Here is a 22,120-nt window from a genome sequence, read left to right as displayed (position 1 = left end):
CGACCGATCTGATCGCGCAAACCGCATTGAGTTCCTTTCCCTTAGTGATCTACTGTTAGGAACAGTTATTTAGCGCAGTCGCCTTCTGGCTACCAGCAGCATACCCGCCAGTAAACTTAACCAACCAAAACTGCCCGAGCTACCGCCATCATCGTTATTGTTACCACCGCCAGTTGAGGTATTCGCAACCGGGTTAAGGCTTGCTGCAGTATTTGCGCGGGCATCAACCACAACGATACTTTCAATAGTGACTAAATTAGACGCCACCAGTGGCTTATTATCGTCTCTGTCGCCGCTGCTATAGTTACGCAGTGGCAAATCGGTAATACTCGGAAACGAAAAGCGCTGCAGGCCGGCAATAGCATCGACTACTTCCATATCCTGCGACGTGATTTGGCCAAACACGGTAAAACCACTGTTTTGTTTATCCAACTGCGGCGAACCACCACTGTTATTAGCTAAATTAACAAACCACTGGTTGGTAGCACTGTTAGGGTTGCCAGACTGCTTGGCCATAGCCACCGTAGCCCGCACATTTGACCATTTAGGTTCATTCACAATGGGGGAAAAAGTGGCAACGGCCTTTAACGGCAATTGCTGATCGAAGGTAAAGCCGCCCCCCTGAATAACGAAACCAGGTGCTGAACGATGAAACACCGTGCCGTTATAGCGCCCGGCATTAATGTAGCTAAGAAAGTTCTGCACAGTTACCGGCGTAGTTTGGTCAAATAAATTAATTTCAAATTTGCCCACATTAGTAGTTACTTCAACAATAGTGGCGTAACTGGCCGTACTGCAAAGCAGCGCCAAAGCAGCACCTGCGGTTTTAATTAGCTTGTGTTTCATTACTGAATTCTCCGTTTTAATTGCGTTGCAGCTTAAGGCAGTTAAAGTGGCAAAATCCAGCGGGATAACAATTAATTACGCTTTAGTTACAGATTGTTTGCCACGGCGGTAACCGGTGGCTTTAGCGCTGGCCGGTTTGGTGGTTTTTTTCCGGCTCCAGCGTTTGGTTTTTCCCTGCGGTAAACCGGCCGGCGTAACCGTTGCCGCCTGGCTAATAAGCTGGCCAAGCTCGGTTTGCAGCGGCTGCATAAAAGCCTGATAGCTGGTTTCACGTTGGCAAATGCGGCTTAACTCCGCCTCCCAGCGGGCTGTCATATCAGGCAAACTAGCCTGTGGCGGCAGGGCCAGAATTAACGCGGTGCCGGTATCGGTAGCGCGAATTTGCTTACCCTGACGCTGCAAAAAGCCGCGCTTAAATAACAGTTCAATAATACCGGCTCGGGTGGCTTCAGTACCCAGGCCATCGGTCTCGCGCAATACTGCTTTAATAGCCGGATCACTGACATAACGGCTGATACCTGTCATTGCTGCCAGTAAAGTGGCATCGGTAAAAGGTTGTGGCGGCTGGGTGTGTTTTTCCAATAGCTGCGCGCCGTAGCAATGTAATTGCTGGCCTTTATGCAGTTGCGGCAGGCTATGCAGGATCAACTCATTGTCTGGCTGGCTTTTTTGGCTTGCCTCCTGATTACTGGCAGAGCGGTATAACTGCTTCCAGCCGGCAGACAACTCGGTGTTAGCTTTTGCCCGAAATAAACCACCGGCAATAGTCAGTTCAACCAGCGCTTCGCTATAGCAATAGGCAGGGTAAAACTGCGCCAGATACTGGCGGGCAATAAGGTAGTACAGCTGTTTTTCTGCCTGGGTCAGGCCGGTAAATGCCTGGCGTTTTTCTGTCGGGATAATAGCGTGGTGCGCCTCAACTTTGCTGTCGTTCCAGGCTTTGCTTACCCGTGCCATATCTGCCTGCTGCACAGCCGCGCTAAGTTGGCTGTCATTGGCGGCGACTGCGCCGGTTACCGCAGCAGCCTGACTTAGCTGCCCGCGTGGCAAGTGCCGGCTATCCGAGCGCGGATAAGTAATAAGCTTGTGTCGTTCATACAACTGCTGGCAATTATCCAGCACTTGCTGTGCTGTCATGCCGTAGCGTTTGGCAGCGTCAATTTGCAACGCCGACAAGTTATAAGGCAGCGGTGCTGGCTGTTTACGCTCTTTTTGTTCAACTTTAGTTACCAGTGCCGGCTGGCCGGTAATTTTTTGCTGTACTTTTTCAGCTAACGCTTTTAACAGCACCCGGCCATCTTCATCCTGCCAGGGAGCGCAGGCCTCGCTGGGTTGCCACATTGCGCTAAAACGCTGTTTGTCGCTGGTTTCTACCTCTGCCAGCACCTGATAAAACGGCTTTGTGACAAAACTGGCAATATCCTGATCCCGCCGCACCACCAGCCCCAGTAATGGCGTTTGCACCCGGCCAACAGATAACACGCCCTGATAACCGGCTTTTTGCCCCTGCAGGGTGTAAGCCCGTGTCATATTTAAACCATACAGCCAGTCGGCGCGGCTACGTGCCAGTGCTGAGGTAGACAAGGGTACAAAATCTTTATTTGATTGTAGCTGTGCCAGCGCCCGCTTTACTGCCGGTGGGTTTAAATCGCTGATTAGCAGGCGCTGCGTTGCCGCCAGTTTGTTACCGCTAACGCCGCAGTAAGCCAGCACTTCGTCTACCAGCAACTGGCCTTCGCGGTCAGGATCGCCGGCATGCACCAGTTGATCAGCCTGTTTAATCAGTTTTGTTAATATACTTAACTGGCTTGCGGCAGACTTTCTTACTTTTAACTGCCATTTATCGGGGATTATCGGCAATTGTGCGATTTGCCAGCGCTTATACTCCGGGTGATAATCTTCCGGCTCGGCCTGCTCCAATAAATGGCCAACACACCAGCTAACAACATCGCCATTAGCCAGCCGGATAAAACCGTTATCTTTGTGTTGTGGTTTGGGCAATACTGCGGCTATCGCTCTGCCTAAACTGGGTTTTTCTGCGATATAGAGGATCATAGCCAACACCTAACTGTTTTTATATACAGTAATTTAGCCAGTTAAACGCTGTGATGCAAATAAAATGTAATAAAAAATTTGGTTTTAACGGAAAAGTGCATAGAATACTGATCTTTGTAGCGTTGACCTACGATATTTCTTTGTACTTCCACCCCAGGCAGTCGGATAAGTAAACTATGACGCAATATAGTGACGTTAAGAAGATCTGTGACGAGTTACAGAAAACAGGTAAGCCGGTTTCCCTGGATTATTTAATTTCCCAAGTGCCCGGTGCGCAGGCCAGCCTGGTGGTGCACTATCAAAAATGGCGTAATGAACAAGCCAACCGGGCGCCGGTGCAAACATCCGCTGAAAGCCTGTTCAGCCCTGAGTTTGTTGCCGCATTTCAACACGAAGCAGAACTGCGCGCCAAACAACATACCGATCAGCTTAACCAACAATTACAACAGGCGATGCAGGCCGAAGTGCTGGCGGCAGAACACAACCGCGAATTACAACAAGAACTACAGCAACTGCAGCAGCGTAAAGCCGAGCTTGAAACCAGCCAACAACAGCAGCAACAGCAACTTAGCACTCAGGCAGAAAAATATGCTGCCCTGACCGAAGAGCGCGACCAGGCCCTTAAGCTAACCCAGAAGCAGCAGCAAGAGCTGACTGACGCCCGGCAACAGTCTGAAACGTTACAAGCCACGCTGGCAATGGCGCAGCAGGAACTGGCAACAACCCGGCAGGCCATTACCGGCCTGCAGCAACAACTGGCCGCATCTGAACAAGCGCAGCAACAGGCGCAACAGCAAGCTGAAACTATTCAGTTAAAAGTTATTGGCCTGCAACAGGCACAAGATGAACTGGAAGAACAACTACAACACGAACAACAGCGTAACCAGCAAAAACTGCAACAGTTACAGGCCGAACTGGCTGCCGCCGAACAAGAACTTGAGCCACTGCAAAGCAAGGCCAAAGCAGCCGAACAAACCGAGCAGCAGTTAGAAGCGTTGCAGCAATCTGAGGCCAAAATAAAAACTGCGCTGGAAGCGGCGCAGCAAGCCAATAAAAAGGCGCTGCAAGATTTACAAACCCGCGATCACGACGTAACCGAACTGCAGGCGATGCTGGAAGAGTTTGAAAACAAACTGCACCAGGCCACCAAAACGGAAACCCAGGCTGTCGCCCTGACCAAACGCTTACAGGCACAGTTAAACCAGTTGCAACAAACAGCAACCGACCAGGGCACAACAACCAACGATAGCGCATTGGCTGAGCAACAAGCCGCCCTGCTGGCCGAGCGCGACGCTGCTCAGGCGCAACTGACTAAACTGCAGCAGCATTCTGAAACATTGCTTGCAGAGCGTAACGACGCACTGGCGAAGCTGGAACAGGCACTAGCGCAACTCAACGCAGCAGACAATGCACAGCCAGCCGCAGCTGAAATGTCTGCACAGCAGATAGCCGAACAGGAAAAACTGCAGCAACAACTCAGCGCCTATGAAAAACAGTTGTCAGCCCTGCAAAAAGAACGTGAAACCGCGCAACGTGAAGCAGCTGAACAACGTGACGCTGCGCAAAAAGTGCAGCAGCAACTGGATGCTATGCAACAGGCACAAGTAAGTGATGAAACCGATGACGCAGATATTCATGCCACGGTGGCACAGCTTAAAGCTAACAATGCCATGCTAAAAGAGCAAAGCGCTATTACCGCCGGCCATCAGGCCGAACAGCGCGAAACCATTAAGCAACTGCGTGAAGAACTGCAACAGCAGCGCGATATGGTGCACGATATGCAAATAGAGCAGGAAAAACTGCAGAAACAAAAAAACCAGCTTGAACAACAGGTTAGTTTTGTTAAAGATAACGCCGCAGCCACTATTGAGCGCTTAACCCGTTATCGCGAGCAAGCACAGGAAAAAATAGAAAAGCTGGAGAAAAAACTGGGTGTGAATAAAGCATCAGATGCTTAATAACGCCGCGCTCACTGCGCGAAGCTAATACGGAAACAGCTGCCGGGGAGCTCACCCGGCACGTAGTTTAGCTGCGCATCCTGCACCTGCAATAACGCCCGCGATAAACTTAAGCCAATACCGGATCCCGTTTGTTTAGTGGTAAAAAACGGAATAAATATCTGCTGCGCCACGGCCTCGCTAATGCCCGGCCCACTGTCGGCGATATCCAGTTGCCAGCGCTGCTGGATATCTGCGTGCAGTGTTATGGTTAAGTGTTTTTGACTAACATCTGCCATCGCATCCAGTGCATTTTGCAGCAGGTTAATCAGCACTTGCTCCATCAACGCCTCATCCAGCCATAACATGGCTTGCGGGGGTAAATCTGTGTCCAACTGAACACCCAACTGCGTTATGGCATCGCGCTGCAAAGCTAAACAATTGGTGATGATCAGCACCAGATCTGTGTGTTGTAAATCAGCGTGCACTGGCTGGCTTAACTGTTTAAACGACAAGATAAAATCGGCCAGATGCTGCCCTCGCCTATTAATAGTACTCAGTGCCTCGCTCAAATCGGCATGATCATCCTGCCCCAGCACCGTATCGGCGGCGGGCAGAATATGCAGACTGCTTTGTGCCAGTGACGCCATTGGGGTCACTGAGTTGGCAATTTCGTGCGTCAGCACTCTAGTGAGTTGCTGATAAGCCTGCACTTCTTGTTGCAACAACGCCTGATTAATACTTTGCAATGTCACCAACTTACGCAGTTGGCCCTGAATACGGGTGCATACAATGCTCAGCGCCAGCCGGTCAGTGTAGCCTGGCTGCTGCCATTGCAACTGGCCCTGATAATGCGTTGTGGTGCTTTGCACTATAGTGGCCAATGGCGCTAAGTTAGCAGCGTCAAAATGGCCTTGTTGCAACTGCTGATACTGTGCCTTTGATAATAAACGCTGCGCCGCTGGGTTGGCTTGCAGCAACTGGCCATCGGATGCAAATTCCAGTACCGCTATATCCAACTGACTCAGCAAGGTTTGTAAATACTGTGCCCGTGCTTCGGCCTGCTGGCGGCTATTGCTTAGTTGCAGCTGTACCTGAGCAAGCAACTGCTGCAATTCTGGCTGGCCACGCAATGTGAGTGACGTATCCTGATTTCGCAGCGCTGTAAGCACCAGTGCGGTTTGGCGCCTCTGTATAGAGCAGTGCTGCACAATCAAACCTGCCAATAACGCCACTGCCAGTGTTAAAGCTACAGCCAGTGCCGATGGCCCCGGCAGCCATTGCCGGTAAGCGAATATCAGCAGCACGGCGAAGCTACCAAGCAATACCCACAAGCGTCTGTTAAAGGCCATATTTTTCCAACCGCCGGTATAAAGCGCCACGGGTTAAGCCTAAAGCTTTAGCCGCCTGACTAACATTGCCCTGATAATACTGCAGCGCCTGACGAATGGTTTTTTCTTCAACAAAATCAAGAAAAAAGTCGTTATCGGCAGTGTGCACTGCACTGTCGGCCGCCGCTACCGTTGCCGCTGGCAACTGGCTGAAATCCAGCGTGCAGCCGTCTGCTAATACCACCGCTCGCTCAACCGCATGTGCTAACTGGCGAACATTGCCAGGCCATTCATACTGCAGCAGGATGCGCTTGTCGGCGGCGCCAATATGCAAGCCATCGCGCTGATAACGGCTCGCATAACGCTGCAGATACCAGTCCAACAACAAAGCAATATCCTCTTTGCGCTCGCGAAGTGGCGGCAGCACTATTTCTACGGTATTAATGCGGTACAGCAAATCCTGGCGAAAACTGCCCTCCACCACCGCCTGATGTAAGTTCTCGTTGGTGGCACAAATTAAGCGGATATCAACCGCCACACTCTGGCTGGCACCTACTGGCACCACAGTACGATTTTGTAGTGCTGTCAGTAACTTGGCTTGCTGCGGCAAGGCTAAATTGGCCAGCTCGTCTAGTAGCAAAGTACCGCCACTGGCCTGCACAAAGCGGCCGGTGTAATCAGTTTTAGCGTCGGTGAAAGCGCCTTTTTTATGACCAAATAGCTCACTTTCTAACAAGCTGGTGCTTAAACTGCCCATATCAACACTTACCAAAGGTGCAGCAGCACGCTGCGATGCCTGATGAATAGCCTGAGCAACCAGCGCTTTACCTGTACCGCTTTCGCCTAACAACAGCACATTAGCATCTGTCGCCGCTACTTTTTCGATAGTACGCAGCACCTGCTGCATAGCCGGGCTTTGCCCCAAAAGTGGAATGGTGTCTGTGGCCGTTTTTTCAACCGCTTTGCGCTGTGCTGTTTTTTGTGGAGCTGAGTTCTGTACTGCTGGCGGCTGCAAAGCCTGTTGCAGTGTCTGCAACAGCTGTTCGTTTTGCCAAGGCTTAGCAATAAAATTGGCGGCCCCCAGTTGCATCGCTTTCACCGCCAGCGGTAACGCCGCGTAGGCTGTCATCATAACAACCTTCAGTTCTGGTTGAGCCTTTAATGCCTGCTTGAGATAGAACAAGCCCTCTTCACCACTTTGGGTATCCCGGCTGAAATTCATATCCAGCAACAACAGATCAAACGGCTGGCTGCCAAGCATACTTTGCAGTTGCACCGGCTCATGCAGCGTAACCACCTGGGCAAAATGTTGTTTTAAAAAAATCCGGCTGGCAGTAAGAATGTCGTGGTTATCATCCAGTACCAGCACATTAAATGGCTGCTTCATTGTTACATCCTTGGGTTTATCTTTGCACCCTACCCGAAAATACCAGGACCACGCAACAGGCTTTTAAATCCAACAAGTTAGCGATTTTAATAGCTGTCCGTTAATGGACACCTGGCTGTACCACCAGCGGACACTATTGCAACCGAAAAAACTATAAAGTGTTGAATTTTAAATGTTTAGTGTTTGGCATGGCCTTTGCCTTAATAACACTAACTCGCATCGCTATTTTTTCGGAGCATACAGATGGACAAGAAGATAAGCCCCAGTGTCAAAGGTCGGCTGATAAAGCCTGCTGTTGTGTTTAGCTTGCTGGCCGCCACTGCCTGGTTTGGCACTAACTGGCAGGCCAGCGCGCAAATGTCGGTATTGCTGCCGCTTAGCTCTGTCAGTACCGCCATAGTGCAACAGCAAAGCCTGCAGGAAAGCATAGCGCTGCGCGCCAATGTGCAGCCGCAGCACACGGTATTTCTGGATGTTATTGAAGGCGGCCGGGTAGAAGAAAAACTGGCCGAACAAGGCCAGTTTGTTGAGCAGGGCCAGCCACTGGTTAAGCTAAGCAACACCGCCTTGCAGCTGGATTTAATCAGCCGCGAAGCTCAGGTAACCGAGCAGATGAATTTTTTGCGCAACACGCAAATGACGATAGAAACCAACCGGCTGAACCTGCAGCGCGATGTGCTGGATATTGAGCATCAGATAACCACACTAAGCCGTAATCTGGCCCAGAGCGAGCCACTGGTAAAAACCGGCGTGTTAGCCCAGGAACACCTGCTAAATCTGCAACAGGACTTACGCTACCAGCAGCAACGCTTACAACTGACACAGCAGCAGCAACAGCAAGAAGAAGCCATTCGCCAGCAGCAACTTAGCCAGTTAAGTGAAAGTGTGGACATGCTGACAAAAAACCTGGAGTTTGCCCGTCAGAATGTGCAAAACCTGCTGGTGCGGGCACCGGTAAGCGGCTATTTAAGCGAGTTTAACGTTGAAGCTGGTGAATCACGCGCACCGGGCAGTCGTATGGGCCAGATTGACATCCCTGATCAATATAAATTAGTCGCCAGTGTCGATGAGTTTTATTTAAGCCGGGTTAGTAAAGGTATGCAAGCAACAGCGCAGCTGAATCAGCAAAACCTGACACTCACAGTAAGCCGCGTTGACAGCCGGGTGGTAAATAACCAGTTTCAGCTCGAGTTTACCCTGCCGGGCGAGCAAAACGTAAAACATGGTCAGTCGGTAAACTTAACACTGCAACTGGAAACACAGCAGCGCGATGCGCTGGTGCTGCCGCGCGGTGCCTATTTAGCTGACAGCGCCAGCCAGTATGTCTATGTACTGAATAACAAAACGGCCACTGCACGTAAGCAAGCCGTCACCCTTGGCAAACAAAGCGCCAACCAGATTGAAATTGTCAGCGGCCTTAATGCCGGTGATCAGGTGATTATTTCCGGCTATCGCGAATTCCAGCAAGCCGATACTATTCAACTTAACCCGAACTAATTGATGTTGCAGCACGGCGACAAGCAAGCGAGGCCCCGGGAGCATAGTCTGCTATGTGACCGGGGTGAGAATGTGAAGTCAACACAGCTGCAGCGTTAAGTAGGCAGGGTTTACAACACTAAGGACAGCATCATGATCCAATTACAACAACTAAACCGGGTATTTCGCACCGCCGAGCTGGAAACTGCAGCGTTAAATCAAATTGATTTGCATATTGAGCAAGGTGATTTTGTTGCCATTATGGGCCCTTCCGGCTGCGGAAAATCTACCTTACTGAGTATTTTGGGCATGCTGGACAGCCCCAGCTCAGGTGCTTACCAGTTTCAGGGCACCGATATAGCCAAACACAGCGAAAAGCAACTGGCACAATTGCGCAAAACCCAGCTTGGTTTTGTGTTTCAAAGCTTTAACCTGATAGATGAGCTAACGGTATTTCAAAATGTAGAGCTGCCACTGCAGTATCAGGGTATAGCGGCCAGCGAACGTAAACAAAGAGTAGAAGCCATCCTGAAACGGATGCAAATTGATCATCGTGCCGATCATTTGCCCTTGCAGCTATCCGGTGGTCAGCAACAAAGGGTAGCCGTAGCCCGGGCGCTGGTGATTAATCCAGCCTTGATTTTGGCCGACGAACCCACAGGTAACCTGGATTCAAAAAACAGCGAAGAAGTGATGCAGATGCTGCGCCAGTTGAACCAGGAAGGCACTACAGTGGTGATGGTCACGCACTCTGAACATGAATCACGCTATGCCAGCCGCATAGTGCGGATGCTGGATGGCCAGATTATTACCGAGCGCGCCATGGAGGCCAGCTATGCTTAATTCTTTCAGCATGATAGGCAACTATTTCACCACTGGCATACGTGCTGTATTGCGCCATAAAACTCATTTAGCGCTGAACCTGTTGGGTTTAACCACAGGTTTAGCCTCTGCTTTACTGATTTTACTCTACGCCAGTTATGAATTGGGTTTCGACACCATGCACCCGAATGCCAAAAACAGCTACCGATTGGAACAGTTTTTTGTGCCCATCAAGCAGCGTTTTCCTGTATCCAGTCCGGCGATGAAAGCTGTGCTGGAAAACTATGACAGCAGAATTACCGTGACCCGGATTAGCAGTAGCGCCCCGGCACTGCGTCTGACGGACTCAAGCCAGCAACTGACACTGGAACAGCCACAATCTGTCGATGCCAATATCACCGACTTTTTCCAGATTGACGTACTGCAAGGCGATTTAGCTGCTACTTTGGCACAGCCAAACCAAATCGCACTATCAGAGCAGGAAGCCATGCGCTTATTTGGCAACAGCGATGTACTTGGCCAGCACTTGCAACTTGGCGAGCAGCGTTACACCGTAAGCGCTTTGTATCGTTTACCAAAACAAAGCCATTTCGAAGCCGGCTCACTGCGGCGTATCAGCGATGCAACAGCAGCTGGCCGCCTGACTGTAAATAGCGTGTACAGCTATATTTCGCTGCCCGCCGATATTGATCAAGCCGCTATGCTGCAGCAATTAAGCCACCAGTTAAACGAGCAAGGTTATGGCGGTCGAACCATGAGTGAACTGAAACTGCGTGGGCTGACGGATATTCACTTGCATTCTAACCTGGCTTACGAATTTCAAATGAATGGCTCTGCTGGTACTGTACATATCTGCCTGTTATTAGCAGCTTTGTTACTGCTGATTGCCGCCATTAACTTTATTAATATGAGCACAGCACGCGCCGCTATGCGTGCCAAAGAAGTTGGTGTGCGCAAAGCACTGGGCGCCAGCCGCAGCCAGCTGTTTGTGCAATTTATGCTGGAATCATTATTAATTGCCTGCTGCGCTGGCTTACTGGCTGCGGTCGCGGTAGAGCTGGCGCTGCCACAATTTAATCAGTTGATAAACCGCCCTTTAACGTTGGACTACATGGGGAGTTTTGGCCTGATTTTACTCGGAAGTGTATTCAGTGCCGGTGTGTTGGCTGGTGTGTATCCGGCGGTATTTATCTCAGCCTTTGATGCTAAAAAAGTTTTAAGTGGTGACTTTCAGCGTGGTAACACAGCCATTTGGCTACGCAAAGGCTTACTGGTACTGCAAGGGGCTATTACCATAGGTTTATTAGTCGCCAGCGTTGTATTGCAACAGCAGTTGCAACTGCTGCAGAACCAGCCTACCGGCTATGAGCGTGAGGCTAGACTAATGGTTAATGGTATTGATAACAGCCAACTATTTCATAGCGACAATAAAAACCTATTACAAAGCCTACGACAGCTAGAAGGCGTCAATGCGGTATCGATGCTGGACATGCAAATCACAGATACCATTTCTCAAGCGATGGATATTCAGCTACCGGGCCAAACTCAAGGCAACTCGCTGCCGCCAATATCACAGATGGCCACAGGGTTTGATATTGTCAAAACCGCAGGTCTGACCTTGTTAGCAGGCCGTGATTTTAACGAAACTTATCAAAGTGACTGGTATCAAACGCACGACGATCACGCCACCGCCTCCATTATTATTACCGAGTCTCTGGCTCGTAAAGCAGGCTACGAGCAGTTGCAGGATGTTATTGGCCAGCAATGGCTGCTACCCGGCGATAATCCGGCATTACGGATGCAGGTTGTCGGTGTAGTGGCCGATATTCAGATAGGTTCGGCACTGAAGCAGCAAGAACCCCTGGTATTAATCTGCGGTCGCTCGCCAATGAATTACGCCAATATCATGTTGAGCCTGCAGCCAGAGCATGCCATCAGCAGCCGTACCAAAGTACAGCAACTACTCAGTGAACGCCTGCAACGCCAGGATTTAAAGCTGAGCTGGTTGGCGGATGACTACAACGCGATTTACCAAAACCAGCAACGTCAGGGCAAAGTGATCACCATTTTCGCAGCGCTTGCTATTGCGTTAACCTGTATTGGCTTATTTGGTTTGGCCGCCTTTAGTGCAGAGCAGCGCTCCCGCGAAGTGGCCATGCGCAAAGTACTGGGCGCCGGGCGTTTTAACCTGGTGAACTTGCTGGCCAGCGAATATATCAAGCTAATGGCAGTTAGCGGCGTGCTGGCCGTTCCGGCTACTTTTTGGGCACTCGATAGCTGGCTTAGCGAATTTAGCGTACGCATTAGCCAAAGCCCGCTGTGGTATATGCTGGCAGCCGCGGTAACCTTCGCCATATGCTGGTGTACCGTTGCTGCTTTAGCCTGGCAGGTTGCAGGGCGTAAACCTGCCATGGTATTAAGGCAGCAATAAGCGAAATAATAATGATAAATAAAGGATTATTAATGAAGCTAACATTAGTTTCTGCCAGCGTGCTGCTTGGCAGCATGGTGTTACTCAGCGCCTGCAGCACACCCAACCGGGTAGAGCAGCAACTGGGAGCAGATGCCGTAATTGAGCAGGTAACAGAAGGTGAGTATAAAGGTATGTACCGCAATCTGTATCGTATGCCTGTTGGCAAACGCCAGTATCCGGCAAATTGCGAAGCTGACTGTTACCCGGCCCATCCTTTGGTGAGTTGCAAAACTCCCGCCCAGGATTGCCAATATACCGGGCAGCAGCAAGCACCTGCACTTAACACCGGCTTTAGCCTGCAATGGCTGGGGCATGCCAGCTTTCTGGTAAATACGCCCGATGGCCAGCAACTGTTAATTGATCCGGTATTCGGCCAGTTTGACTGGCCGGTAAGCTGGGCGCAGCATTTTGCCGGTATTATAAAACGGCCATACACTCCCCGGCTAACCAAAGAACAACTGGCAGCTACCGACGCAGTATTATATTCGCACTTACATTACGATCATTTTAGCCATGCCAGTATTCATCAGTTAGGTACCCAACCTACCTATTATCTGCCGTTAGGTATGGCGAATTATATGCCAACGGGCGGTTATAACGTGGTAGAGCAAGCCTGGTATAGCAACAGCCAACGCGGAGATTTAGCTGTGCATCTGGTACCGGCACATCATTTTAACAGCCGCAAACTGTTTAATGACGACAACCGCGCCATGTGGGGTGGCTGGCTATTAGAATATGCCGGAAAAACCCTGTTCTTCGCCGGTGATACAGGCTATTCAGAGCATTTTAAAGATATTCAGCAGCGTTATGGCGATATTGATATTTGCCTGATCCCTATTGCGTCTTATCATCATGAGAAAGACGGTGACTGGTATCGCTATGTGCATACCACGCCGGAAGATGCTTTAGTAGCCGCAGCAGAGCTGGGTTGTAAAGTGATGATCCCCTGGGGGTATGGTAATGCCAGCTGGCAGATGGGCGATCACAGCTCGCACTCACCACTGCTACGCCTGCTACATATGCAGCAGCAACTGAATAGCCAGCTGCCGCTGCTGATTTTAAACGAAGGTGACAGTGTAGCCTTGTAACGTATCAGGCTACCGGCTTTAACCAGGCTTTAGCGGCAAGTTTGTCACCCAGCTTGCCGGTAACCGCCCAAACAGCCAGCGCTACCCAGGCTATCCAGGAAAAGCCTGCCGGAATATTCAACAGCGCAATTTTACCGGCATGCTGGCGGTTAAACACCAGCGCCAGCAGGCTGGGTAAAAACCACACCGCGATAAAGAACAGGCCAAAGCCAACTAAAAACAGCACATCAGCTTGTTGCCAGGCGGTACTAAAAGCAGCGATAAATTGGTTTAAGGTTTCCATTGTTATTTCCTCGTGATGGTTAAGAATGATTTGCTAAGCAGCAGATTTACAGTTCAATTTTGCTCAGGCTGTCCAGTTGGGCTTTCAGTTCATCCACCTGCCAGGCCTTGCCTTGCTGTACCACGGTATGCACCGTATTTAGCGCGTTAAGATCGATCAGCGGGTTGGCCGTTAACACAATAAAGTCGGCGGCAAAGCCCTCTGCCAGTTGGCCCGTGTCGGTTAAACCAAGATGGCGGGCGCCGCCTGTGGTAGCCAGCTGCAAAACCTGCCAGTTTGTCAGGCCAGCGCCCTGGCTAAGCTGTAGCTCACGCAAGTAAAACGGCCCACTGGCCACGCTGTCGGTACCAATGGCCAGTGGCACACCGGCGTCATTCAAGCGCTTAAATAATTGCTGAACTTTGGGCATTTGCTGCTGTGCGGTGGCCAGCTCTTCTGCTGTCCAGTCATAACTGGGCGCGACAAGCGTTGCACGCCAGCGCTTACGCATTTGCGGGTGATACACCCACATATCCTGCTCCGGATATAAACTGTCCAGCTCGCGGGCGAAGTACACCAGCTCGTTGACGACCAGCGTTAAATCGACATGGGTTTGCTGCCGCGCCAACGTGTCGAAAAGCTGCTGCATTGGGGCGCTGTCATAATCAGCATGCTTAAACCAGCTGTAGATAAACCGGGCGCTGTGTGGGTTCTTGCGCTCGGCCAGATAAGCGATTTTGCCGTCGCCGGTTAACAATTCGCTGCTTGTTGGCAGGGCATGGGTTAGGGCATCGATACCCAGGTCCGCCGCATATTGCCAGCTAACATTGTCCAGATGTGCCAGGGTTTTTAACCCGGCAGCTTTAGCCAAACGCACGCCCATCGCGACTTCGTCTTTCGTCAGGCCCTGATACAGTTTTATATACTGTACGCCAAGTGCTTTTTGGCTGGCAATTTCGGCCTGCCAACCGGCTTCGTCTTTTGGGTGCACTGAGCCGCCTAAAATTGGTGTGGGTTCAAAAACAAAACCGGCATAGCTCAATTGTGGGCCAGGCCAGTTACCCGCTTGCTGTTGGCGGGCATATTCAGCATTAGCCTCTGGCTCACCAGCCGGGCTAAAGGCGGTGGTAACGCCGGTGGCTAAGGTGCTAAGCGCGTGATAACGGGTAATTTGACTATGGCCTTTCATGGTAAGTACAGGCTTGCCATCCTGCATCTCAACCCGGTGTGGCCCGGCGGTCAGGTGCAGGTGCACATCAATAAGGCCCGGCAATACGTACTGTTGTTGTAAATCAATGTGCTTTGCCGCTGCAGGTAAGCCGGCATCAGCCTGTTGCTGGCCCATTTGCACAATGCGGCCGTCTTTTACCAGTAACCAGCCATCGTTAAGCTGCTGCTCTGTAGCCGGGTTGATTAAGGTGGCATTGTGATACAACACAGCCTGCTGATTTGGGCTGCCTACTGCTGCACCGGCCGACAGGCTTAACAGAGTGGCGATAACAGATAACGAAAAAAAAACTTTCATAGTGTTGCTCCGGTTTTATTGCATTGCTGTAATCTAAGTCGTTGAATTTTTTCAGGTGTTACAGATTATTTTTTTATTTTTTTGTGTAACACTTGTTGGCAACAACCAGACTTAACAGGCAGGCGTGGTAAAAAGCAGCGTCATCCGGACTAACACTCAACAGCAAGGCAGCGTAGTGTGACAACAGGACCTAACAGCGCGCAAAGCGCGATCGATTTTGTATTACAGCTGTGGCAGCAGCATCAGGGCGCTATTAGCCGTGCGCTGTTGGCCAATGAAGCCGACCCGGCGGCGCGGCAGGATTTAAAACAGGATATTTTCCTGGCGTTACATCAGGCAGCCGGGCGGTTACAGGCCGTAGAACTGCCGCGCGCTTACCTGTTTCGCATAGTGCACAATGTCACGGTAGATCATATTGCCCGGGCGCAGCGCCACAAGTGGCAACCGTTGGATGATGAAATTCAACAAAGCCTGCTGGATGATTGCCCGTCAGAGCAGCTGGATGAGCAGCAACAAAGCCAGCAGTTAATGCAGGCGGTACGCCGGTTATCGCCCGCCAACCGGCAGGTAATATTGCTGGCGATGGAAGATTTAGACGCACCTGAGATCGCCGATATTTTGCAGATCAGCCATGGTGCCGTGCGGGTGCGACTGAACCGTGCCAAAACAGAATTAATGGAGTTAATGCAAAATGGCCGATAATTTTGATTTTGCTGCATTGGCAAAAAGCTGGCAACAACAGCCTACCCCAACTGAAGCCGCGCCAACCGCGCAAGATTTAGCCCTGGCTAACCACCGGCAGCGCCAACAACGGCTATTAATGTACGGCGAATGGCTTGGCGCCCTGGTAATGGCAGCCACCGCCTGCTGGTTAATATTAGCCCTGCCGGGCTGGCTTGGTTATATCGCAGCAGGGTTCCTTGTGCTTGGCGCAATCAGCACCCTGTATATTAGCTGGCAGGTGCACCGGCCTATTCTGGCGTATGACAACTGGAGCAGCAGCGGGCTGTTGCAATTTCGCTGTCGTGCCTGCCAGCTAAGCCTGCGCTACTACCGTTACACCCAGCTAAGCTGCGTGGCACTGCTGTTATTTACGCTGATCCTCTGGCTGTTACAGTGGTGGCAACTGGCAGATGTCTCCAACGACTTGCTGTTGTTTTATAGCCTGATAGCTTCGCCACTTTGCCTGTTTGCCATATACCGGCTGCAGCTAAAAGCTCAGCAAAAAGCCGCAGAATTACAGCAATTAACCGCACTGGCAGCCGACTTTAACTAAGCCACCATCCCAACACTAAGCTGCCGGCAAACACCGGCAGCGACCAGTAGTGAAACTCGCACCACAGCCCCGGCTGTTTGCTAAGCCGAAGCGCAATCAAATTCGCCAGAGAGCCAATAGCCAAACCAAAACCGCCCACACTTACCCCCCAACTAAGCGCGCGCCAGTTATCGGTAAAGTGCTGCAAAAAAATTGCCGCCGGTACATTGGAAATAAACTGCGACAATAATGCCGCCCCGGTGTAGCTGCCATTTGGCAGGGCAACTAACTGCGCGGCAAGTTGCTGCAACAGTGGTAATTGTGCCAGCAAACCCAAGTCGATAAACATCAGCATAAATACCAGCAGCAGTAACCAATCGATCCCCGTTACCACACTGCGTTTTAGCAACACATACAGCGCTAGTACCAGCAACGCGGCATAGGGCGCTAACTGATATTCCATCGCCAGAATAAACAGCGGATAACCGGCAAGCGACCAGCCAAACAAGCGGAGGTTATCATGGCTGCCGTTATGCGGTACTGCGATACTAAGCTTGCTGCCACTAAATGCAGCACAGCTTAATAACAGGATCAGCAACAACAAACTCAGCGCTAACGGCGCCATCATCAGTGTAAACTGCCAGAAGCTGTAACCGGAAGCCTGCCACAGCAGCAGGTTTTGCGGGTTGCCAATAGGGGTAAGGCTGGAGCCGGCATTCACCGCCAGTGCCAGAAAAATAATTAACCGCCCCACCGGCACGCCGGTTAACCGGCCAATACTTAAGCTGATTGGCAGCAAAATAAACAACGCCACATCATTGGTTACTATGGCAGATAGCAATGCTGCAAATAACACCAGCAGTATTGCCAGCATACGCTGCGAATGGCAAAGCTGAAGCAGCCATGCAGCAAACCGTGTAAGGTAACCACTGTCTTCCAACGCCCGGCTTAGCAGCATTAAACCCGCCAGCGCCGCTACCGTATGCCAGTCAACCAGCGCAACCAGGCCCGCCGGTGCTGTTGGCTTAAACCATAACAACAGTGGCAGCAGCAATAGCAACGCCAGCAGCAAATAATCTTCCGTAACACGGGATAACACCCGGCGTATCAGCGGCATAGTAGTAAAAGGCATAAGGTAAATTATGCAGCTATTCTAGCGCGAATGCTGACGCAAGTGCCGGGATATTGTAATGTAACCAGCATGTAATATTTAGAATCAGGTTAAGCATGAAAAAAGCTTTTATCGCCGCCCTGTTGGCTAGCGTATCATCTGCTGCCATCGCCGATGTAGACAGCGTGCTGCACTTTACCCCGACACCGTTTAAAGACACCGAACTTAACTGCGAGCGTGACAAACATATTACGCCCAAGCGCAGTGCGCTGATTTTAGAAAATTACGCCCTAATGGCAGCCAATAACGGCGAGCGGGTGGCACTGGTAACACTGCGTAACGGCGCATCCGGCCAGCGTATTTATAATCAGGAACATATTGTCGCCGTACTGGGCGATTGCAGCCGGGTGTTACCAAACGCTTTTGAATTACGGCTTGATGCCCGCGAGCAACGCTCGCTGCAAATCTACTTTGGTAAACAGCAGCAACCTGTTTTGCAGTTGCTGGGCGGTGAGTAAAGCAGCGATTGGATAATTAGAGTAAATGCGGGAGAAAAACAACAGCCAGCAAAGCAGATACAACCTAATTGCTGTTTAAATACAGCACAACTTAGAAGTTGTTTTGCCAGGTTACAACCTTAAAGCTGTAATTTGGCTGCTCATTCAGCGCTCAGCCCGTTGCTAAACCTGGTAATCGCCAAATAAACGCAGGTAGTCGGTTTTAAAGTTGGTAGATAGATATGTACGAAGCTTTTCTATATACATCATGCTTGTCATATATAGAAAATTACGAAATTTATAGATAACAGATAAAACATGTATAGTTTTTTTATTTTTATATATATATAGTGTCAATGTATATAGAAATCACGGAAAACTTTACATGTCGTATGCACTAACAACGCTCCCTTTGCCAAATACTGAGCAATGGGAAACACGCACGGTATTAAAGAAGGCCGCTGAAGCACACCGCTATCTTGCCGAGCTAAAAGGCGTTGCAGCCAGCATGCCAAACGAATCTATACTTATTAACACCCTCAGTTTACAAGAGGCAAAAGACAGCTCTGAGATCGAAAACATCATTACTACACACGATGAGCTATATAAAGCCAACCTATTCGAAGATGCAGTAGCCACACCAGCGGCAAAAGAAGTGCAAGATTATGCTTATGCCCTGAAAGAAGGCTTTAAAACCGTCAGACAGCAACGGCTTATCCGTCTCACTGATATATTGCAAGTACAGGAAAATCTGGAGCGTAACCAGGCAGGTTTGCGCAAGCTGCCAGGCACTGATCTCAAGCATGCGCGCACAGGAGAAGTCATATATACGCCACCACAGCATGCTGACACCATAGCTGAGCTAATGAATAATCTGGTCGATTATATTAACAACGACGAGTTGTGTGATGCTGACCCCTTGGTAAAAATGGCCATCATCCATCACCAGTTTGAAAGCATACATCCATTTTATGATGGCAATGGCCGAACGGGCCGCATTCTCAATATTCTGTATCTGGTTGCCAAAGATCTATTAAACCTGCCAGTACTGTATTTAAGCCGCTTTATGATCCGTGACAAAGCCGCTTACTACACGCAATTGCAGCAACTACGTGAAACTGGTGATTGGGAAGCATGGCTTATATACATGCTCAACGGCGTTATTGAGACCGCGGTTAATACCATTTCACTGATCACTGAAATTAAAACACTGATGCAAAGCTATAAACACCAGCTCCGTGACGAACTGCCAAAAATCTACCGGCAAGAGCTACTGAACAATCTGTTCAATCACCCTTATACCAAAATCGAGTTTGTCATGAATGACCTTGGCGTATCGCGCATCACCGCAACTAAATATTTAGACGAGTTAGTCCAACACGGGCTGCTACACAAAGAAAAGATAGGCCGCAGTAACTACTACATAAATAGCCCTTTGTGCAGCTTGCTGATACAGCACCCATGATATTTCCTGAGAAAGGCATCTGGCAACTGAACTGCACCAACAGGCACAGGTGCAGTTTTACCATAAAGCCTTTACCAATCTGGCGCTTATTACCCTACCAGCAACAGTGCTGGTGATTATGTGGCTGGCCGTGTCGAAACAAGCGCTTTGGTGACCATGTCTAGCCATGTACTAGTCGTGAGATTTCGATAAAACTTCACAAACGATTTTTATATAAGAATCAACTTCTTCATACTCAATACGAGAGTGCTTTGCGATATCTGATACTAACCTCTCACGTTTTACGGCATCGTCTAAAAGCTGAATGCGCAGATATGTAAGTGTTAAAGAATGAGCCATAGCTCGTACCTCATCAGCTAGCTTCAGGGCGCTGGCTTTTATATCATCGTAATCCTGAGCAGCCATATAGCCTTCGTCATGTAACAAGTCATAAACCGATGGGATTTTGCTGTAATGTCTGATTAAGTAATAAATATCTGACGCATCTTTGCCTTGAAACTCCTGCCCACGTTCAGTCCAGGCAATAAGTTTGAGTAATAAGATCCCTGCTGGCGAAGCAACCTTTATCGCAAAACGCGGATCTCCAGTTAGCATAATGTCCCATCCAGTTGCATAAGCCTCAGCGAAACCAAGCACCGTCATCGAAACATCATCAGTAGGAGGCCATAATATTTGCCCTTGCGGGTTACTCACGTTGCCAAATGGAATCAAGTCTACTTCCCAGGGCATGCCTGCACTATCATGAGTGCTAAAGCGATGTGCTTTTTGTGGATCTGCGGCAAACCCCGCTTGTTGCAGCGCCTGTTGCAATATCTGATAGTGTTGCCAGTTTTGTACTTCAATACCAAAGTCAACGTCTCGGGTACCGCGTTCAATGGCAGCACCAAATCCATGAACCAGAATAATATCTCGCGCCGTTGCACCAACAATTAAAATCGGAATACCTAATGCCACCGCTATCTGGTTTATCTGGCTATATACCTCAACGAGCCCAGCAGGGAGTTTATTGGTTAAATCAAGAGAGATAGTCATGATATAGCCTTTGTGCTGTCTCAAGATTGCGTGGATCATTGCTAGCTAATAACTCTGCGTAAACCAGTAACGGGTTTACCATGCCAGGCTTTATGCCACTTAGTTTCTCAATAGCAATAGGAGGTTCCACCATTTCTATGGCGTTGTCCTCACTCTCATTCGGCCTTAACCTTCTTAACCTGAAAGCTTTTAACAAGGCTTTCTGCGCAATCTGGTCGGCATAGAGCAAGTGTTTTTTGGGTTTTAGATAGTGGGTATATGCCTCTGCGGCTACCTCCCCTCCCCATAGCGCATTGTACTGCGCTAAATTGCTGTTTCTGATTAGGCTTAGGTCATCAGCGGTATACAAAGCATGCTTTAGCTTAGCTGCCAGATTATGTGGATAAGCATCCAGCCAACGCGTGAGCATTAGCTCTGTTTCTGCCAAAACTTTTCCGCCTTTGCCTTTATCGACGATAAAGCCGAGCAGTTTAAGATCATCAAGCACTTGCTTCACAGTACCCAAGGCTATCTCGGCTTGATTGGCTATAGCCCGCATCGGTTCATTAACCAATTCAGGCTTTAACAAAAGCAACATAACCAACTTCGCACCTTTTGGCTGAAACGCCTTGCCTGTTGACTGGCGGTTTAGTTGTACCTGGTGTTCTGGCGTAAGCTTGCGGCCACGAATATCGATATATAATGGTGGTCGGCAAAGATAAACATTACCGGCAAGATCGGCAAAGCTAAGCTGCTTTGCCCGACACAGTTCCGCAAGGTTTTCATTGATGTAAGGTGCAATTAATACACTGTCACCATTTCCCAGTATTTGGTCTTGAAAAATCAGCTTGGTCAACAGCGGGCGGGTTAGCCGATTTTTGGCCTCCACTTGCCAGCTATATTTGTATTCAGCGCAGTGAACTGTTAGCCAACTATCAACGCTGCCACGCTCAACCTTGGTCTCAACTTTCAAGTGCGTGGTTTTCGTTAACACATCCGTCACCTGATGTAGTAAATCTTCCATCCGTTCACTTTTATCCCATGTTCAGTAGTATTTATGAACAATAGAGTAAATTGAATGCGCAGGCAAGCATGGTGTTTATTATTTATAACCGTTCAGTAAAAATGAACACATAAACTTATTGAACAACGACCAATATAAATCAGATGTATCAAGACCATTGTAGGTTTTTAATATCCTTCCACGAAACCGTAGCTACATAACCGGCTTCAATTTCGCCTACCCGCTGTTCGGTTGCTGCCAACCATTGCTGTTCTGCATCGTCGTCTTGCTGCTGATCAAGGCTAGCGATCAACGCATGTGCCAACCTGGCCCGTTCATATGCAGTCAGGCTTTTACTGGACGCCAGTACTTGCTCGAATAAGGTTGTCATGTTTGCTGCCTTAACGCTTCGGTATTTTGATTGTAGCAGCTTGGTTTACTGAGCCAAGCCGGGAAAACGGCTATAAAAAAGGCCATCACAGTATGCTGTTGATGGCCTTTGTCATTTAAAAATAAAGATTCACCATAAAAACACCTGCATAACGCATAATTATGAAACAGTGTGACATTGTGAAA

19 protein-coding genes are annotated in these 22,120 nt (G+C 49.5%); 9 read left to right on the top strand and 10 right to left on the bottom strand.

Features of this window, described 5'->3' with window-relative positions:
- Positions 1–69: 69 nt before the first annotated feature.
- On the bottom strand, positions 70–846 hold the full coding sequence (locus MJX74_RS21125; protein ID WP_240225038.1) for a peptidylprolyl isomerase: 777 nt from the start codon (positions 844–846) through the stop codon (positions 70–72).
- 75 nt (positions 847–921) lie between these two features.
- Entirely contained in the window at positions 922–2,901 is a 1,980-nt protein-coding gene (locus MJX74_RS21120) for a DNA topoisomerase III (RefSeq protein WP_240225037.1), read from the bottom strand.
- Positions 2,902–3,077: 176 nt separating this feature from the next.
- Here MJX74_RS21120 and MJX74_RS21115 point away from each other — a divergent pair, with 176 nt between their 5' ends.
- Positions 3,078–4,859 carry a coiled-coil domain-containing protein gene (locus MJX74_RS21115; protein ID WP_240225036.1) on the top strand — a complete coding sequence of 594 codons (1,782 nt, stop codon included), beginning with the start codon at positions 3,078–3,080 and terminating at the stop codon, positions 4,857–4,859.
- An 11-nt stretch (positions 4,860–4,870) separates the two neighbouring features.
- Here the strand turns inward: MJX74_RS21115 and MJX74_RS21110 are convergent, their stop codons facing one another.
- Positions 4,871–6,190 carry a sensor histidine kinase gene (locus MJX74_RS21110; protein WP_240225035.1) on the bottom strand — a complete coding sequence of 440 codons (1,320 nt, stop codon included), beginning with the start codon at positions 6,188–6,190 and terminating at the stop codon, positions 4,871–4,873.
- On the bottom strand, positions 6,180–7,556 hold the full coding sequence (locus MJX74_RS21105; protein WP_240225034.1) for a sigma-54-dependent transcriptional regulator: 1,377 nt from the start codon (positions 7,554–7,556) through the stop codon (positions 6,180–6,182). The genes MJX74_RS21110 and MJX74_RS21105 overlap by 11 nt, the downstream gene beginning before the upstream one ends.
- A gap of 243 nt (positions 7,557–7,799) precedes the next feature.
- Between MJX74_RS21105 and MJX74_RS21100 the strand changes: the two genes are divergently transcribed.
- From MJX74_RS21100 to MJX74_RS21085, 4 genes are all read left to right on the top strand, one after another.
- Positions 7,800–9,053 carry an efflux RND transporter periplasmic adaptor subunit gene (locus tag MJX74_RS21100; protein ID WP_240225033.1) on the top strand — a complete coding sequence of 418 codons (1,254 nt, stop codon included), beginning with the start codon at positions 7,800–7,802 and terminating at the stop codon, positions 9,051–9,053.
- Between the two features lie 132 nt (positions 9,054–9,185).
- A complete protein-coding gene (locus tag MJX74_RS21095) occupies positions 9,186–9,875 on the top strand; it encodes an ABC transporter ATP-binding protein (protein ID WP_240225032.1) in 690 nt (229 codons plus the stop codon).
- Positions 9,868–12,285, top strand: a complete 2,418-nt coding sequence (locus MJX74_RS21090) for an ABC transporter permease (protein ID WP_240225031.1) — start codon at positions 9,868–9,870, stop codon at positions 12,283–12,285. Before MJX74_RS21095 ends, MJX74_RS21090 begins: the two co-directional genes overlap by 8 nt.
- Positions 12,286–12,317: 32 nt before the next feature.
- Entirely contained in the window at positions 12,318–13,415 is a 1,098-nt protein-coding gene (locus MJX74_RS21085; protein WP_240225030.1) for an MBL fold metallo-hydrolase, read from the top strand.
- Positions 13,416–13,419: 4 nt separating this feature from the next.
- On the opposite strand, the gene MJX74_RS21080 is transcribed toward MJX74_RS21085, so the two are convergent.
- Both MJX74_RS21080 and MJX74_RS21075 read right to left on the bottom strand, forming a co-directional pair.
- On the bottom strand, positions 13,420–13,698 hold the full coding sequence (locus MJX74_RS21080; protein WP_240225029.1) for a superinfection immunity protein: 279 nt from the start codon (positions 13,696–13,698) through the stop codon (positions 13,420–13,422).
- Positions 13,699–13,744: 46 nt separating this feature from the next.
- Positions 13,745–15,202 (bottom strand): amidohydrolase family protein, encoded by a 1,458-nt coding sequence (locus MJX74_RS21075; protein WP_240225028.1) that lies wholly within the window; start codon positions 15,200–15,202, stop codon positions 13,745–13,747.
- Between the two features lie 177 nt (positions 15,203–15,379).
- Between MJX74_RS21075 and MJX74_RS21070 the strand changes: the two genes are divergently transcribed.
- Positions 15,380–15,904 carry an RNA polymerase sigma factor gene (locus tag MJX74_RS21070; protein ID WP_240225027.1) on the top strand — a complete coding sequence of 175 codons (525 nt, stop codon included), beginning with the start codon at positions 15,380–15,382 and terminating at the stop codon, positions 15,902–15,904.
- The gene (locus MJX74_RS21065) at positions 15,894–16,478 is read left to right on the top strand and encodes a hypothetical protein (protein WP_240225026.1); all 585 of its coding nucleotides are present in this window, start codon (positions 15,894–15,896) and stop codon (positions 16,476–16,478) included. The genes MJX74_RS21070 and MJX74_RS21065 overlap by 11 nt, the downstream gene beginning before the upstream one ends.
- On the opposite strand, the gene MJX74_RS21060 is transcribed toward MJX74_RS21065, so the two are convergent.
- On the bottom strand, positions 16,471–17,589 hold the full coding sequence (locus tag MJX74_RS21060) for an SLC13 family permease (RefSeq protein ID WP_240225025.1): 1,119 nt from the start codon (positions 17,587–17,589) through the stop codon (positions 16,471–16,473). The genes MJX74_RS21065 and MJX74_RS21060 overlap by 8 nt on opposite strands.
- Before the next feature lie 95 nt (positions 17,590–17,684).
- On the opposite strand from MJX74_RS21060, the gene MJX74_RS21055 reads away from it, so the two are divergent.
- Both MJX74_RS21055 and MJX74_RS21050 read left to right on the top strand, forming a co-directional pair.
- On the top strand, positions 17,685–18,086 hold the full coding sequence (locus MJX74_RS21055) for a hypothetical protein (protein ID WP_240225024.1): 402 nt from the start codon (positions 17,685–17,687) through the stop codon (positions 18,084–18,086).
- A 364-nt stretch (positions 18,087–18,450) separates the two neighbouring features.
- Positions 18,451–19,530, top strand: a complete 1,080-nt coding sequence (locus tag MJX74_RS21050; protein ID WP_240225023.1) for a Fic family protein — start codon at positions 18,451–18,453, stop codon at positions 19,528–19,530.
- 171 nt (positions 19,531–19,701) lie between these two features.
- On the opposite strand, the gene MJX74_RS21045 is transcribed toward MJX74_RS21050, so the two are convergent.
- The 3 genes from MJX74_RS21045 to MJX74_RS21035 all read right to left on the bottom strand — a co-directional run bounded on the left by MJX74_RS21045 (position 19,702) and on the right by MJX74_RS21035 (position 21,935).
- Positions 19,702–20,562 (bottom strand): nucleotidyl transferase AbiEii/AbiGii toxin family protein, encoded by an 861-nt coding sequence (locus tag MJX74_RS21045; RefSeq protein ID WP_240225022.1) that lies wholly within the window; start codon positions 20,560–20,562, stop codon positions 19,702–19,704.
- Entirely contained in the window at positions 20,546–21,565 is a 1,020-nt protein-coding gene (locus MJX74_RS21040) for a type IV toxin-antitoxin system AbiEi family antitoxin (protein WP_240225021.1), read from the bottom strand. Before MJX74_RS21040 ends, MJX74_RS21045 begins: the two co-directional genes overlap by 17 nt.
- A gap of 148 nt (positions 21,566–21,713) precedes the next feature.
- Positions 21,714–21,935, bottom strand: coding sequence for an addiction module protein (locus tag MJX74_RS21035; protein WP_240225020.1), 222 nt, complete (start codon positions 21,933–21,935; stop codon positions 21,714–21,716).
- Between the last annotated feature and the right edge of the window lie 185 nt (positions 21,936–22,120).

This window comes from Rheinheimera hassiensis (genome assembly GCF_022436675.1).
Lineage (GTDB): Bacteria > Pseudomonadota > Gammaproteobacteria > Enterobacterales > Alteromonadaceae > Alishewanella > Alishewanella hassiensis.
Note: the sequence above shows the minus strand (reverse complement) of the source record. Positions and strands in the feature narration are given on the sequence as shown.